The 14406-nt window shown below is 47.6% G+C and carries 13 protein-coding genes; 9 read left to right on the top strand and 4 right to left on the bottom strand.

Annotated elements, in window-relative coordinates; translation table 11 throughout:
* Positions 1-108 precede the first annotated feature (108 nt).
* The 3 genes from fabB to BMX05_RS04035 all read right to left on the bottom strand — a co-directional run bounded on the left by fabB (position 109) and on the right by BMX05_RS04035 (position 3070).
* On the bottom strand, positions 109-1320 hold the full coding sequence (gene fabB, locus BMX05_RS04045; protein WP_093308692.1) for a beta-ketoacyl-ACP synthase I: 1212 nt from the start codon (positions 1318-1320) through the stop codon (positions 109-111).
* Between the two features lie 15 nt (positions 1321-1335).
* Complete coding sequence (gene fabA / locus BMX05_RS04040; RefSeq protein ID WP_093308691.1) at positions 1336-1851, bottom strand: 3-hydroxyacyl-[acyl-carrier-protein] dehydratase FabA; 516 nt, start codon at positions 1849-1851, stop codon at positions 1336-1338.
* 295 nt (positions 1852-2146) lie between these two features.
* Positions 2147-3070: a TIGR01777 family oxidoreductase gene (locus BMX05_RS04035; RefSeq protein WP_093308690.1), complete on the bottom strand. Its 924-nt coding sequence runs from the start codon at positions 3068-3070 to the stop codon at positions 2147-2149.
* Positions 3071-3255: 185 nt separating this feature from the next.
* Between BMX05_RS04035 and BMX05_RS04030 the strand changes: the two genes are divergently transcribed.
* The 4 genes from BMX05_RS04030 to BMX05_RS04015 all read left to right on the top strand — a co-directional run bounded on the left by BMX05_RS04030 (position 3256) and on the right by BMX05_RS04015 (position 7399).
* On the top strand, positions 3256-4350 hold the full coding sequence (locus BMX05_RS04030) for an NAD(P)/FAD-dependent oxidoreductase (RefSeq protein ID WP_177166788.1): 1095 nt from the start codon (positions 3256-3258) through the stop codon (positions 4348-4350).
* A 2-nt stretch (positions 4351-4352) separates the two neighbouring features.
* The gene (locus BMX05_RS04025) at positions 4353-4700 is read left to right on the top strand and encodes a sirohydrochlorin chelatase (protein ID WP_093308688.1); all 348 of its coding nucleotides are present in this window, start codon (positions 4353-4355) and stop codon (positions 4698-4700) included.
* Between the two features lie 102 nt (positions 4701-4802).
* Positions 4803-5816 (top strand): MerR family transcriptional regulator, encoded by a 1014-nt coding sequence (locus tag BMX05_RS04020; RefSeq protein WP_093308687.1) that lies wholly within the window; start codon positions 4803-4805, stop codon positions 5814-5816.
* Positions 5817-5863: 47 nt separating this feature from the next.
* The gene (locus BMX05_RS04015; RefSeq protein WP_093308686.1) at positions 5864-7399 is read left to right on the top strand and encodes a cryptochrome/photolyase family protein; all 1536 of its coding nucleotides are present in this window, start codon (positions 5864-5866) and stop codon (positions 7397-7399) included.
* A 121-nt stretch (positions 7400-7520) separates the two neighbouring features.
* Here BMX05_RS04015 and BMX05_RS12680 read toward each other — a convergent pair whose 3' ends face one another.
* Positions 7521-7961: a S16 family serine protease gene (locus tag BMX05_RS12680; protein ID WP_245710430.1), complete on the bottom strand. Its 441-nt coding sequence runs from the start codon at positions 7959-7961 to the stop codon at positions 7521-7523.
* Positions 7962-8202: 241 nt separating this feature from the next.
* Here BMX05_RS12680 and dnaA point away from each other — a divergent pair, with 241 nt between their 5' ends.
* The 5 genes from dnaA to argS are packed head-to-tail and all read left to right on the top strand — an operon-like array spanning position 8203 to position 14406.
* A complete protein-coding gene (gene dnaA, locus BMX05_RS04005) occupies positions 8203-10158 on the top strand; it encodes a chromosomal replication initiator protein DnaA (RefSeq protein WP_093308685.1) in 1956 nt (651 codons plus the stop codon).
* Positions 10159-10171: 13 nt separating this feature from the next.
* The gene (gene dnaN, locus BMX05_RS04000) at positions 10172-11281 is read left to right on the top strand and encodes a DNA polymerase III subunit beta (RefSeq protein ID WP_093308684.1); all 1110 of its coding nucleotides are present in this window, start codon (positions 10172-10174) and stop codon (positions 11279-11281) included.
* A gap of 13 nt (positions 11282-11294) precedes the next feature.
* Entirely contained in the window at positions 11295-12209 is a 915-nt protein-coding gene (gene lpxL, locus BMX05_RS03995) for an LpxL/LpxP family Kdo(2)-lipid IV(A) lauroyl/palmitoleoyl acyltransferase (protein WP_093308683.1), read from the top strand.
* A 41-nt stretch (positions 12210-12250) separates the two neighbouring features.
* On the top strand, positions 12251-12610 hold the full coding sequence (locus tag BMX05_RS03990; RefSeq protein ID WP_093308682.1) for a hypothetical protein: 360 nt from the start codon (positions 12251-12253) through the stop codon (positions 12608-12610).
* A gap of 29 nt (positions 12611-12639) precedes the next feature.
* Positions 12640-14406 carry an arginine--tRNA ligase gene (argS, locus tag BMX05_RS03985; RefSeq protein WP_093308681.1) on the top strand — a complete coding sequence of 589 codons (1767 nt, stop codon included), beginning with the start codon at positions 12640-12642 and terminating at the stop codon, positions 14404-14406.

Genomic DNA, 14406 nt, shown 5'->3' with positions numbered 1-14406 from the left:
AATACCTCATCAGGAGACGGCATGCGCATTTATTTCTAGACTGCTGATGATTCCACGCCCTATTGGGCGAGGTGTTACGTACTAAGCGGTCAAGACTTACCAGCCAGATTAATAGCGCTGGAACACCAAGCACGCATTGGTACCACCAAAGCCAAAGCTATTTGAAAGCACACGCTGTAGCTGTACTTGATCACGGCGTTCAGTGACAATATCCAAGCCTGCAGCAGCATCATCTAGCTGTTCGACATTCGCAGATGCTGCAATAAAGTTATGTTGCATCATCAGCAAAGAGTAAATGGCTTCTTGTACTCCTGTAGCCCCTAACGAGTGTCCTGTGAGGGATTTAGTGGAGCTCATTGCAGGGCATTGCTCAGCAAAGACTTCACGAATCGCTTTTAACTCAGCGACATCACCCACAGGTGTGGAAGTACCATGAGTATTGATATAATCAATCGGGCCATCCACTTGCGCCATGGCTTGTTGCATACAACGCACCGCACCCTCACCAGAAGGGGCCACCATATCGTAACCGTCAGAAGTGGCACCATAACCAACGACTTCAGCATAGATTTTTGCGCCGCGTGCTTGCGCATGCTCGAGGGACTCTAGCACTAACATGCCACCGCCGCCTGCGATAACAAAACCATCACGTGTACGATCGTAAGGGCGTGAAGCTTTTTCAGGCGTATCGTTATAGCTAGTCGATAGCGCGCCCATAGCATCGAACAAACAAGAAAGACTCCAGTGTTCTTCCTCGCCACCGCCAGCAAAGACCACATCTTGCTTGCCCAGTTGGATCATTTCCACTGCATTACCAATACAGTGTGCAGAGGTTGCACAAGCAGAAGAAATGGAATAGTTCACCCCTTTAATTTTAAAAGGTGTGGCTAAACAAGCAGAGACGGTACTTCCCATTGTACGGGTGACCCGATAAGGCCCCACACGACGTAAGCCCTTATCACGCATCACATCAGCGGCTTCAACCTGGTTAGCAGAGCTGGCACCACCTGAACCGGCAATCAAGCCAGTACGTACATGTGAAACCTGCTCGGGGGTTAAACCTGCATCAGCAATCGCTTGTTGCATGGATAAGTAAGCATAAGCGGCGGCATCGCCCATAAAGCGTTTGACTTTACGGTCGATCATAGCGTCTAAGTCAACTTTAGGGCTACCAGCCACCTGACTACGAAAACCTAAGGCTTCGTATTCGGGTTGAAAGCTAATCCCTGAGCGTCCTTCACGCAGAGATTGGGTTACTTCTTCTACATCCTTGCCTAAACAAGAAATGATGCCCATTCCGGTCACTACGACTCGTTTCATGGCTGCCTCCTCACGTTAGAAACCAGTCGTGGAGGTAAAGAGGCCAACACGTAGATCTTTAGCCTGATAGATCTCGCGCCCGTCCACCGCCACAGTACCATCACCAATGCCTAAAACTAATTTGCGTGTAATGGTACGCTTCATGTGAATATGATAGGTAAGCTTGCGTGCTTCTGGGAGTACTTGGCCGGTAAATTTCACCTCACCGCACCCAAGCGCACGCCCACGGCCAGGGCATCCTAGCCAACCTAAATAAAAGCCCACCAGCTGCCACATGGCATCTAAACCTAAACAGCCTGGCATCACAGGGTCACCTGGAAAATGGCAATCAAAGAACCAAAGGTCAGGGGTAATATCTAGCTCGGCAATCAGCTCGCCTTTATTATAAGCACCGCCTTGTTCACTGATATTAACGATGCGATCAAGCATCAGCATATTAGGCGCAGGAAGTTGCGCATTGCCAGGGCCAAAAAGCTCACCACGGCTGCATGCCAGCAGTTCATCCCGAGTATAGGTGTTTTGTCTGGTCACTGAGTCGAATCCTGAATGGTGTTAGTGCGATTGACCGTCCCCGAAAGTCGCCCGTTTGAGGCGTACTCAAGCACGAACTTAAGGGCGCAGACTCATCGCTTTTCGCTACGAATGCTGTCTAAAGACCAAGAAATTGAGTCCCTGACAGAAGGTTTTACAGAGTCATTAGGGACTCTGCATTGGTTTAACTCCGCCATAGTCTAATTCGAGCGGCGAGCGAATGCACGTTTACCAAAGGGATTTTCATATTTTGCTGATGCATATCCTAGTTTTTTGCAACAATCTGGGCTTGGATTCACTTGGTAAAAATCGCACTAAGCGCTTGATCTAACGTAGGATACTGGAACGAGAAACCTTCAGACAACAAACGCGCAGGTAGCATGCGTGTGCCTGTTAAGAGCAAATCTTGCGCCATTTCCCCAAAGATTAACTTCAGCACAGGTGCAGGCATAGGCAAACATGCCGGACGTCCTAACGCCTGACCTAGCTGACGTGTAAAAACTGCATTGGTCACAGGGGTAGGCGCACTGGCATTAAAAGCCCCTGATAAATGCGGGCGTTCCAGCAAAAATAACAAGATATTCAGCAAATCTTGGCGATGAATCCAAGGCATGTATTGTTCCCCTGATCCCAAGCGTCCACCCAAACCGAGTTTAAACGCGGGTAACATTTTCGCTAAAGAGCCACCCTCTTGTTCCAGCACTAACCCAATACGAACTCGACACACACGCGTGCCTAAGGCTTCCGCAGCTTGGGCTGCTTCTTCCCATTGCGCGCACAGCTCATGGGTAAACCCAGCATGTGTTGGACTCTCTTCCTTGACCTCTGTTGCACCTTGTGCGCCATAAAAACCAACCGCAGAAGCACTTAAAAGTACCTTAGGCGCAGGGTTGAGCGTGTGCATAAAGGCGACAAGCTGTTGTGTGCTTTGTACACGACTTTCCACTAACAAGGCTTTCCGTGCAGGCGTCCAGCGCTGATCAGCAATCGGTTCACCCGCCAGATTAATTACCGCTTCTATAGGACGTTTAGCCCAAGTTTCTAATTGATCACTTAAATGGATATTGGCTTGTTGTGCCTGATCATAGGTGTGTGTGATGTGCCGGTGTGCTTTGGCTGGGTTGCGGGTCCATAAATACAGAGTATGACCTTGGTTGACTAGGGTTTGGCAAAGGGCACGACCGACAAACCCTGTGCCTCCTGTAATTAAAATATGCATAGCGACTTCCTCTTGAGTGATGCCTAAACTTGGATAGACAATAAAATATTTATACAATGACTATACATTTTTTCCAGCTTAGTGTATTCCGTATAATAAATTATGCATTCTAAGTCTAGTGAGTCTCTTGCTAATTTGCCTGTTTGATTGATTCACAAACCCTTATTCGCTACAGGAGTTTCCCGGTGACTTCCTCTTCTTTATCCCCTCCCGATACCTCGAAATACCCTTTAGCTGTGATTGGTGCAGGGATTGCGGGTTTGACTTGTGCACGTCGTTTACAGGATGCTGGTGTGCCTGTTGTACTCTTTGAAAAAAGCCGTGGACCTGGTGGACGTTTATCAAGCCGACGCACCGCCTTGGGCACTTTTGATCTAGGAGCACAATTTTTTCGTGCACAACATGCAGACTTTGCACATCAAGTTGATACTTGGTATGCACAAGGAATACTTGCGCCTTGGCCTCAACAAATGTGGACTTATCCAGCTAACAGCCCTGCACATTTTGCAAGTTTAGGCACTGAGGTAGAGACAGCAGAGGAAACTTGGCCATCGGCTTGGGTGGCTCAACCACGTATGACGGCTTTAAGTCGGCATCTTGCGCAAGATTTACAGATACAAACCCAAGTACGTATTGAATCTCTTGCGTGTCGTGATCATCTTTGGTATCTCACCGATGAACAGGCCCGCCAATATGGTCCCTTTCAACAAGTGGTACTAGCAACACCAGCACCCCAAGCCGTGCCTTTATTGCAAGCGCATGATAGCCAGCTTGCACAAACAGTCGCTCAAGTACAGATGCAAGCGGTTTGGGCCGCTTATGTGTATCTTCCACAGGGGGAAACCCAAGAAATCGCCTGTGCGGTTAATAGCGGGCCTTTGCGTTGGATTAGCTGCCAAAGCACTAAGCCGGAACGTGCCACCGAACAGGCGCAAGCGCAAGCGAGTGCTTGGGTGTTGCTCAGTGATCCCCAATGGAGTGCACATCATTTACAAACCTCAGCGCAGGATGTTGCCGCTGTGCTATTAGAGGCAGCGCGCACTTGTTTACCCAATACCAGCTTACAAGCTGAACCTGAACTATTAGAGGCGCACCGCTGGCTGTATGCACAGGCCGAAAATCCACTGAACCGAGGTTTTTTGCGTAGCGCTACAGGGATTAGTTTATGTGGTGATTGGTGTTTAGGTACCCAAGTAGAGGATGCTTGGCAAAGTGGGTATCAGTTAGCAGGGCATTTACTGCGTGCACGTGGCTTTGATGTATGCACAGGAGACGTTTAAACATGTCCCATACTTTATTATTAGCGCATGGCAGCCGAGATCCGCAATGGTGCCAACCCTTTGTTGATTTAGTGGCCCATTTGCAGCGTGAAGATGTCAGTTTGGCCTTTATGGAGCTTGCTAGCCCTTCCTTAAGTGAAGCGGTGGAGAGGCTTGTCGCGCTTAATATTCGACATCTGCGCATTTTACCCTTATTTTTTGCGGCAGGGCGCCACTTGCGTGAAGATGTCCCACTTGAGATCCAACGCCTACAAATCCAGTATCCACACATTTCGCTAGAATTGTTAGCGCCTGTCGGCCAGCATCCTGTGATGCAAAACGCATTAGCGCAAGTGATTGCTAGCGCTTGAGGTTGCGAGCTTCACCTATTTTGGGCTGGTCACACGATTTGTAGGGTCGATATGGTAAGGATCTCAATTTGATGCTGTTTACTTCTTAGGAGTTTGTGTTGCATGAGTCTGCCGACGCCCCTGTCATCTGAAGATCAAGCCTCTAACGCCAAACGGGTGCACTTAAACACCCCGGCAGAAGATGAACCTTTGTTTCCCATTCGTGAAGTTTCTCGGCTGACAGGTATTCACACTGTCACCTTGCGCGCATGGGAACGCCGTTACGGCTTGATTTGTCCCCATCGTACTCCCAAAGGACATCGTCTTTATTCCCAACAGGATATTGATAAAATTTTGCTTATTTTAGAATGGGTTAACCGAGGTGTGCCCATTAGCCAAGTGGGCGAACTTTTGCAACATCCACAAGAAACCCCCACCGCAGAAGTGGTCCCTTGTACGACAGATCTGACTTTAGAATCACCACAAGAGCGTTTAAAAACTTGGCGGCAGCGTTTAACGCAAGCCATTCGTTATTTAAAGTTGGCACAACTTGAATCCGTGTATTGGCAAACCTTAACTGAATACGGTGTTTTATCTGCTTGGCAGCAAATCTGGGAACCTTGCCTGAAACAATTACAAGCAGAACGCGCACAAGAATTCACCGCGCAAGCACAATTACAAGTCTTAGAGACCTTTTTGCGGGTGCGGATCAATCAAACCTTGTATGCCAGCCAGACAAGTGTTTGGCAAACAGAAAGTCAACGTCTCAAGCTGTTACTTGTACGTGCACCTGGGAGTACCGCTTGGTTTGAATATGGCTTTTTCTGCTTACAAGCAGCCCATTTAGGCTGTGAGGTCCATTGGCTAGATCAAGCAATTGACATCAATGAAGTCGGTTTTATTGGACAAACTTTGGGCGTCCATTTGGTCTTGATTCATACAGATCACCATTTGACCCAACATGTCAAACGCCAACTGGTGCGTCTAAAACAGCAAACACCCCTAGCTTTTGCACTCTGTGGTACTTCAGGTATTGAAATTAATCAAGCTTGGGTCGCGAAAGAGGGTCTGCATTATCTGCCTTTGCAAGCGTTCTCTTTGGGTGCTTTGCCTGCTTGGTTTCCCCATTTGTCATAAAGAAGACTGCAAGTTGTGCCTGTGTATTGTGTGAGGAATCTGATGTTATGTCCGCTTTAGTATGGTTTCGTAGAGATTTACGTACCCAAGATAACCCAGCTTTATATCAGGCTGCACAAAGCACTTGTGTTTATGGCGTGTATGTGGTGACGCCTCAACAATGGCAAATGCATGGCTTGGGCGCACCAGCAGTGACTTGGTGGCTTGCACACGTGCAAGCACTACAAAAAGAGCTACAGACTTTAGGGATTCCCCTTTATCTTTTGTGGGTTAATGATTTTAGCCAAGTCAGCCAAGGCTTACATTGGCTGGCAAGCCAATTGAAAGTGTCTGCTGTGTATTTTAATCGTGAATACGAGTGGAACGAGCGCCAACGTGATCAGCACGTGACTCAAACGCTGCAAGCTGCCAACTACCAGGTGGTTAGTTATGATGATCAGGTCATTTTTACGCCAGGTAGCTTACTGACAGGACAAGGCAAGGTTTATACGGTCTTTACCCCTTTTTATAAAAAATGGTGTGCTAGTCTTGCACAACAAAGTCTTTATACCTGCCCGCCACCGCAAGCCCAAAAGTGGCCCAAATTACCTGAATTCCCCCAAGCAACACCTTTTCGGATCTGCCTCCACTGGCAAACACAAGATACTCAGCAAATCCAAGCGATCTGGCCCGATTATCCTTGGGATCTTAGTGCCTATACGCGGGCGCTTTATTACCCTAGTGTACAAGCTCATGGGGTGGTAGGCAGTGAGGCCGCTTGCCAGCAATTCGAGGCTTTTATTGAGGCACAACAAGCGGTTGCTCCTTATCGTGCGGGCTTGCTTGATTACACGCAAGCACGTGATTATCCCAGTTTGCAAGCAACCAGTGGGCTTTCTGGTGCTTTGGCAGTGGGTGCTTTGTCGATACGCCAAGCCTTAACTCGGATTCAAGCGGTAGATGCCGAGGCGTTAAACCCAAGCGCAGCCCATAAGGATGCAGGTGCTAGCCGCTGGGTTGCGGAACTTGTATGGCGTGAGTTTTACCGCCATATCCTTTATGCCTTCCCAAGAGTCAGCCGCAACCAAGCTTTTAAGCTGGAAACGCATAAGCTCGCTTGGCGACACGACCAAGCCGCGTTTGCTGCTTGGTGCCAAGGGCGCACAGGGTATCCCTTGGTGGATGCGGGGATGCGTCAGTTAGTCGCCACTGGCTGGATGCATAATCGCTTACGTATGCTGACTGCGATGTTTTTAAGTAAGCATTTGTTGCTTGATTGGCGTTTAGGGGAGGCTTTTTTTATGCGTCATTTGGTTGATGCGGATCTGGCATCTAACAATGGGGGTTGGCAGTGGGCTGCTTCGACAGGGACAGATGCGGTGCCTTATTTTCGTATTTTCAATCCAAGTACCCAAAGTCAGCGCTTTGATGCACAAGGGCACTTTATTCGTACTTGGGTTCCTGAGTTGGCTCAAGTGACAGGAAATGAGATCCACCAACCTAAGGACACCACACGCGCACGTGTCGGTTATGCCACCGCCTGTGTGGAACATGCGCAAGCGCGCCAACGTGCTTTAGAAGCTTTTAAGGCCTTATCAGCTTAGCAAAAACCGCGTAAACCCTCGCCCAATCGGGCGGGGAGCAGTCACAGACTTATCCAAGATGAGTTACCTAGGTTGATGTTGCAGTTATGGTCTGCATCGCATTGGAGGCTGTCCACTTCTCTTATCGATGACGGCAGCAACGACAAAGTATGTTCACACTTGAATAAGATGGAGAGCTGACCACACCGCCTAACGTCATCTCCCCCAAAACCACCATTTGCTCCTGAGTCGGGCGAGCCATCAGAATGGAACAGAAGGCGATTAAAGCCGCCAGAGACGCTTTAGTGCTGGGCCCGGTATTATGCAGCTCAACAACGTGCAGATGATATTCATGGCCAGAGAACTTGGCTGAAGCACTGATACGGTTCAGATTGCCTTTAAAGTAATCAAAACCCACCCGAATCGACTCTTTTGCCGCCGTGTTTGAACCCAGACCGGAAACCGAGTGTTTACCACTTCCGGCGTTAAGATCACCGAAATACTCTTTGATTGCTGTTTGCGGCACGTTTTGCTCTCTTGTCGAAAAGCCTGCAAGGCTTGTCTGAAACCCTTGATTAAACAAATTATTATGCCTGTTTTGTGGCTGTATTTCACAGTAGCCTAGGCTGGGTTGCTAACGGCAATCCAACATAATTGACTGATCAATTCATTCATGACCTGTGGATAAGTTTGCTCATTCCCAAAACGATTTTTCATTGTGTGCCTGTGGATAAAGCTGTGGATAACTTGTTTCGGCTTAGGTAGAATGCCTGTCCTTTATTAATCTCTGCGGGGATTAATCAAGTTAAATTTAGGGATCCTTGATGGGGCTGATGCGCATGCAAGCACAAGCACTTTGGCAGCAATGTTTAGGTTATTTGCAAGATGAACTCACCTCACAGCATTTCAATACTTGGATTCGCCCACTACAAGCAGAAGGTGACGAGCATGAGTTACGCTTGCTTGCACCGAACCGCTTTGTGATGCAATGGGTTGCCGATAAATACCAGCATCGTATTCGTGAGTTATTAACAGATTTATGTGATTTGCAGCCACCACATCTTAAGCTTGGCATAGGCAGCCGTCGCACGGTTTCTAATCCACGCAGCAAAGCCAGTGCACCTGCCCCTGACAGCCTAGTACAAGATAACTTGGTACAAACCTCAGGGTTTAGCACCTCAGCACAAGCGGCGGCGGCGCGTTACCCTAAGCCGCCGGTTGGACGTGTACAAACGCGCCAAACAAAACCGAGTACACCAGCAGCTGCTGAGCCTTCGCAAGTCATAGAAGAAGCTCAAGATGCGCCTATTGACGAAAAACCACTTGCGGCACCTAAAAAAACAGCGAAAAAAAGCCGTGCCCAGAAATCGAATACCTCTTTGACGAGCAAATCAGCAACAACGCCTTCACTTGATCAGGTGCCTACAAAAACCAAAACGACTAAAAAAAGCAAAAGTGCACAAGCGCATCTTTTAACGAGTACGAAAAAGCAGGACAAGGCATCACAGGCCGAGCATCAAGTCCCTCTGCTTGCACCTTGCCCTGAAGTGATTCAGGAAGCGCAAGCTGATCCCAAGCATCAAGCCAAGACGCAAACGGCTGAGGCAAATAAAGGACGTACCGCTGCAGAACGGATTCAAGCTTATACGCGCTCAGTCCGTGAGCATGAGGAGCGCCAACGTCAACAAAGAAGCCCTTATACTGGCAAAGCCAATACATCAACAAAGAATTCATCAAAGAAGGCAGCAGCCTTACCTAAGGCAAACTCTCAGCTGAACTTGCAGCATACCTTTGATACCTTTGTGGAGGGAAAGTCCAATCAGCTTGCCCGAGCGAATGCACGTCAAGTCGCTGAAAAACCTGGTGGTATTTACAACCCCTTGTTTATTCATGGGGGTGTTGGTTTGGGTAAAACGCATCTGATGCACGCGGTGGGAAACTTTATTCAGCAACAAAATCCACAAGCGCGTGTGATGTATGTCAACTCGGAGCGTTTTGTTGCTGATATGGTAAAAGCCTTGCAACTGGGCACCATTAATGAGTTTAAACGTTTTTATCGCAGCCTAGATGCCTTATTGGTGGATGATATCCAGTTTTTCGTCAGCAAGGAGCGTTCGCAGGAAGAATTTTTTTATACCCTAAATGCCCTACTGGAAGAAAATAAGCAGATTATTCTCACTTCGGATCGTTATCCAAAAGAAATCGCAGTGGATGAGCGTTTAAAATCGCGTTTTGGTTGGGGGTTAACGGTTGCGATTGATCCACCTGAGTTAGAAACTCGGGTTGCTATTTTGATGAAAAAAGCAGACCTCGCCAAGGTGCATTTACCTGCAGAATCTGCGTTGTTTATTGCGCAAAAAATCCGCTCTCACGTGCGTGATTTAGAAGGTGCTTTAAACCGAGTGATTGCTGATGCACACTTTAAGCGCCATCCCATTGATACGGATTTGATTCGTGATTCGCTCAAGGATCTGTTTGCAGTACAAGAAAAACAAATCGGGATTGATAATATCCAACGTATGGTGGCAGACCATTACAAGATTAAAGTAGCCGATTTATTATCAAAACGTCGTACACGCGCGATTGCTCGCCCGCGTCAACTGGCTATGGCGCTAGCAAAGGAGTTAACCAGCCATTCCTTACCAGAAATCGGCACTGCTTTTGGTGGCCGAGATCACACGACCGTATTACATGCATGTCGTAAAATTCGTGCGCTCCAGCAAGAACTCCCTGAAATTCGTGAAGATTGGCAGTATTTATTGCGTTTATTAACTGCATAAGGAAAATGATTTTATGAAACTGAGCTTACAAAGAGAACATTTGCTGCGCCCTTTGACTTTAGTGGCGGGTGTGGTGGAGCGTCGTGGCTCTTTACCTGTGCTGAATAACCTTTTATTCGAGGTCAGTGAGACTAGCCTTAAATTAACAGGGAGTGATCTAGAAGTTGAGTTACAAGCCGAAGTGACGCCTTTGCAAGTCATCAAGACCGGCAATGTGACGGTGCCAGCAAAAAAACTTTTGGATATTTGTAAATCTTTACCGGAACAAGCTGAGTTGACCTTGGAGTTAGAAGAGCAACGTTTATTGATTCGCTCAGGACGCAGCCGCTTTACTTTAACGACCTTGCCGGCAGAAGACTTCCCCAAGGTTAAAGATGCAGATTTTGACTCCAGCTTCGGTTTGCCACAGGCCCGCTTAAAATACTTGATTGAGCACACCGCCTTTGCGATGGCTCAGCAAGATGTGCGTTATTATCTCAATGGGATGTTTTTAGAGCTCGATGGCAATACTTTGCGTACGGTCACCACAGATGGCCACCGCTTGGCTTTGTGTGCTCAACCTTTAGACACTCAGGTACAAGAAGAGCGCTCTGGCGTCATTATTCCGCGTAAAGGCGTGATTGAACTATCGCGTTTATTAGAAGAGACAGAAACACCTGTCACCCTCGCGTTAGGACGTACCCATATGCGCGCGCAATTGAATGACTATTTATTCACTTCCAAATTAGTTGATGGCAAATTCCCAGACTACGAGCGTGTGATTCCACGTAATGGGCAAAATGTCATGCAGGGTGAGCGTCAAGCGTTAAAGCAGGTTTTTAACCGCACAGCCATTTTATCGAATGAAAAATATCGTGGCGTACGCTTGATTCTCTCAAGCAATCATTTGCAAGTGCTCGCCAATAATCCAGAGCAAGAAGAAGCGGAAGAACAAGTGAGTGTCGATTATCACGGCAGTGCTTTAGAAATTTGTTTTAATGTCAGTTATCTACTGGATATTCTCAATGCGCTAGATAGTGAGCATGTTGAAATCGCTCTTAGTGATTCCAACAGTAGCGCCTTAATTCAAGATGCTGGCGGCGGCGCGGCCCAGTATGTGGTGATGCCGATGCGCTTAAGCTAGTAAGAGGCAGAGCATGGCCAAAAAAAATTATCCTTCTTCGTGGGCGCATCCAAGCTACTGGCCGACTTGGGGTGCCATTGCTTTGATGTATCTAGCCGCTTGGCTACCTTGGTCTTTCAAGTTAGCTTTGGGGCGTGGTTTGGGTTTGTTAGCATGGCGTTTTGCCAAACGCCGCCGCCATATTACCGAAACCAATATCCGCTTGTGTTTTCCAGAGCTTAATGCACACCAACAGGCCGATTTGGTAAAGCGTACTTTTATTGCCAATGGCATTGGTTTGTTGGAGACGGCGACAGCTTGGTGCCGTTCAGTTGAATCTATGCGTCAACGTATGCAGTTTACGGGGACAGAACATTTAGAAAAAGCTTTAGCGGAAGGGAAAGGCGCCATCATTATCGGGATTCATTTTTCCACCTTGGATTTAGGTGGTGCGTTACATGGGTTACTTTTTGATGTGGACGTCATCTATCGCCGTCATGATAATCCTGTATTTGAAGCTTTTATGACCCGTAGCCGCGAACGTATTTTTGGTGCTGCTTTAGATCGACGGGATTTACGTACGGCGATTAAACGCATCAAAAGTGGGCGCGGGGTTTGGTATTCGCCAGATCAAGATTTTGGTGCGGATGTGAGTGTGTTTGCCCCCTTTTTTGGGCAAACGGCAGCAAGTATTAAAATGACGTCACGTTTAGCCAAAATGACAGGGGCGCCTGTGTTACCCTTGATGTTTCATCGGAATCCAGATGATGAGACTTATACTTTGGAATATCGACCGCCTTTAGACCCTTTCCCAACAGGGGATGAAGTGGCAGATGCAACGCAAGTCAATGCCTTTATTGAGCAAGCCATTCGCCGCCATCCTGAGCAGTATTTATGGTTGCATCGACGTTTTAAAACACGACCACCTGGGGAAGCCTCTGTATATTGATGATCCTGTAAGGGATCTATGACCTTTTAGGATGTACCTCCATGCGCTTTAAATTACTATTATGGGCCTTGGGCTGGGTGCTCAAACATAACGCCAAATCAAACCCTGAGTTTAAAGAGTATCTCGGGCAGAAATCTTTAATATTTCAGGTCTATACCCAAGACGAGGCGGTTGCACGTCATTTTATTTTTGCGCAACAACAAGTACGCAGTGGTGCCGGGCGACATCCGGATAGCCAAATTGGTATCCGGTTTGAATCAGCCAAAGCTGCTTATAAAATTTTGACCAGTAAGGCCCCGCAAGCTTTTGCTCAGCATGTGCAAGCTGGTGATATTCGCTTTGAAGGTGATATGCAGCATTTGCAGTGGTTGCAAGGCTTATTGAAATATATGCGTATTTGAATTTTCACGATTTGACCTGAGTTTTTTCAATGAAAGACACCTTACTCACTTTGTTACAGCAAGCACTGACCCAGTTACAACAAGAGGGAATGCTCCCTGAAGATTTTCAGCCTCAGCTGGTACTCGAACGAACACGTGATCCTGCACATGGCGATTTTGCCTCAAATTTAGCCATGCTCAGTGCCAAAGTGGCAAAACGCAATCCGCGTGAAGTCGCACAAGCTATCGTGCAAGCTTTGCCAGCGCATCCACAAGTCACCAAAGTAGAAATCGCTGGTCCAGGATTCATTAACTTTTTTATCAGTGACAGTGCTTTGACAGAAGTTGTCGGCCGTATTTTGCAGCAAGGTGCCGCTTTTGGCCGCAGTGATCTAGGCGCTGGGCAAAAAATGCAGGTGGAATTTGTCTCTGCCAATCCTACTGGGCCTTTGCATGTTGGTCATGGTCGCGGGGCTGCTTATGGTGCCTCGGTGGCGGCCTTGTTAGATGCCGTTGGCTTCGATATCGAACGTGAATATTATGTCAACGATGCTGGCCGGCAAATGAACATTTTAGCGGCGAGCTTATGGCTACGTTATTTGCAGGCGTGCGGCGAAACCCTGGTATTTCCTAGCAATGCCTATAAGGGCGATTACGTGCAAACCTATGCGCAATCTCTGCATGCACGTGTGGGTGATCAATATCGGCATGCCAGTGCTGCTGTTTTTAAAGAGATTCCTGCGGATGAGCCGCAAGGTGGCGATAAAGAAGCCCACATTGATGCGTTAATCGCACGTGCTCAAACGCTCTTGGGTGCAGAGGCTTATCAAGAAATTTTTAATTTGGGTTTAAACGCCATCTTGCAAGACATCCAGCAAGATCTCAGCGAATTCCGTGTGACTTATGAAAACTGGTTCTCTGAACTGAGTTTGAGTACTTCCGGCGCGATTCAAACCGCTTTGGATAAGTTGACTTCTGGTGGGCACACGTATCAAGCCGAGGGTGCACTTTGGTTCCGCTCGACGGCCTTTGGTGATGATAAAGACAGATGTTTAGTACGTGATAATGGCATCAGCACGTATTTTGCCTCGGATGTGGCTTATTTAGATCATAAGTTACAGCGGGGTTTTGCTAAGGTGCTGTATGTATTTGGTGCCGATCACCACGGTTACATTCCTCGCTTACAAGCAGCTTGTCAGGCATTAGGGCATGATCTGGCACGTTTAGACTTCCGTTTAGTACAATTTGCGATCTTATATCGTGGTCAAGAAAGAGTGCAGATGTCGACGCGTTCTGGCTCCTTTGTGACCTTGCGTGAACTGCGTGACGATGTAGGCACAGATGCCGCGCGTTATTACTATGTCATGCGTAAAGCAGATCAGCATATGGATTTTGATCTGGAACTTGCGAAAAGCCAATCAAAAGACAACCCTGTGTACTACATTCAATATGCCCATGCGCGTGTTTGCAGTGTGTTGCGTAAACTAGAAGCGAGCGAGCGCTTGAGTGCTTTAGATACTCAGCAGGGGTTAGCGCATTTAACCGCCTTAGAGAGTGAGTATGAGAAGAACCTCTTTAGTGCGCTTAATCATTACCCTGAAGTATTAACGCGCGCCGCCTTTGCTTATGAGCCGCATCAGATTGCCAATTACTTGCAAGAATTAGCCAGTGATTTCCACACCTATTACAACGCGGTCAAGGTATTGGACGAGGATGCGCAAGTGCGTAATGCACGTTTGTGTTTAAGTTTGGCTGTGCGTCAAGTATTGGCCAATGGCTTAAGTTTAATCGGTGTGGAAGCACCGGAGGAGATGTAA

The organism is Allopseudospirillum japonicum, from assembly GCF_900108915.1.
In the GTDB taxonomy this organism is placed as follows: domain Bacteria; phylum Pseudomonadota; class Gammaproteobacteria; order Pseudomonadales; family Halomonadaceae; genus Pseudospirillum; species Pseudospirillum japonicum.
This window is presented reverse-complemented; position numbering and strand designations above follow the sequence as displayed.

Coding starts and splice junctions, on each gene's coding strand:
- fabB (WP_093308692.1), bottom strand. CDS start 1,320: ATGAAACGAGTCGTAGTGACCGGAATGGGCATCATTTCTTGTTTAGGC.
- BMX05_RS04035 (WP_093308690.1), bottom strand. CDS start 3,070: ATGCATATTTTAATTACAGGAGGCACAGGGTTTGTCGGTCGTGCCCTT.
- BMX05_RS04025 (WP_093308688.1), top strand. CDS start 4,353: ATGTCCCATACTTTATTATTAGCGCATGGCAGCCGAGATCCGCAATGG.
- BMX05_RS04020 (WP_093308687.1), top strand. CDS start 4,803: ATGAGTCTGCCGACGCCCCTGTCATCTGAAGATCAAGCCTCTAACGCC.
- BMX05_RS04015 (WP_093308686.1), top strand. CDS start 5,864: ATGTCCGCTTTAGTATGGTTTCGTAGAGATTTACGTACCCAAGATAAC.
- dnaA (WP_093308685.1), top strand. CDS start 8,203: ATGGGGCTGATGCGCATGCAAGCACAAGCACTTTGGCAGCAATGTTTA.
- dnaN (WP_093308684.1), top strand. CDS start 10,172: ATGAAACTGAGCTTACAAAGAGAACATTTGCTGCGCCCTTTGACTTTA.
- lpxL (WP_093308683.1), top strand. CDS start 11,295: ATGGCCAAAAAAAATTATCCTTCTTCGTGGGCGCATCCAAGCTACTGG.
- BMX05_RS03990 (WP_093308682.1), top strand. CDS start 12,251: ATGCGCTTTAAATTACTATTATGGGCCTTGGGCTGGGTGCTCAAACAT.
- argS (WP_093308681.1), top strand. CDS start 12,640: ATGAAAGACACCTTACTCACTTTGTTACAGCAAGCACTGACCCAGTTA.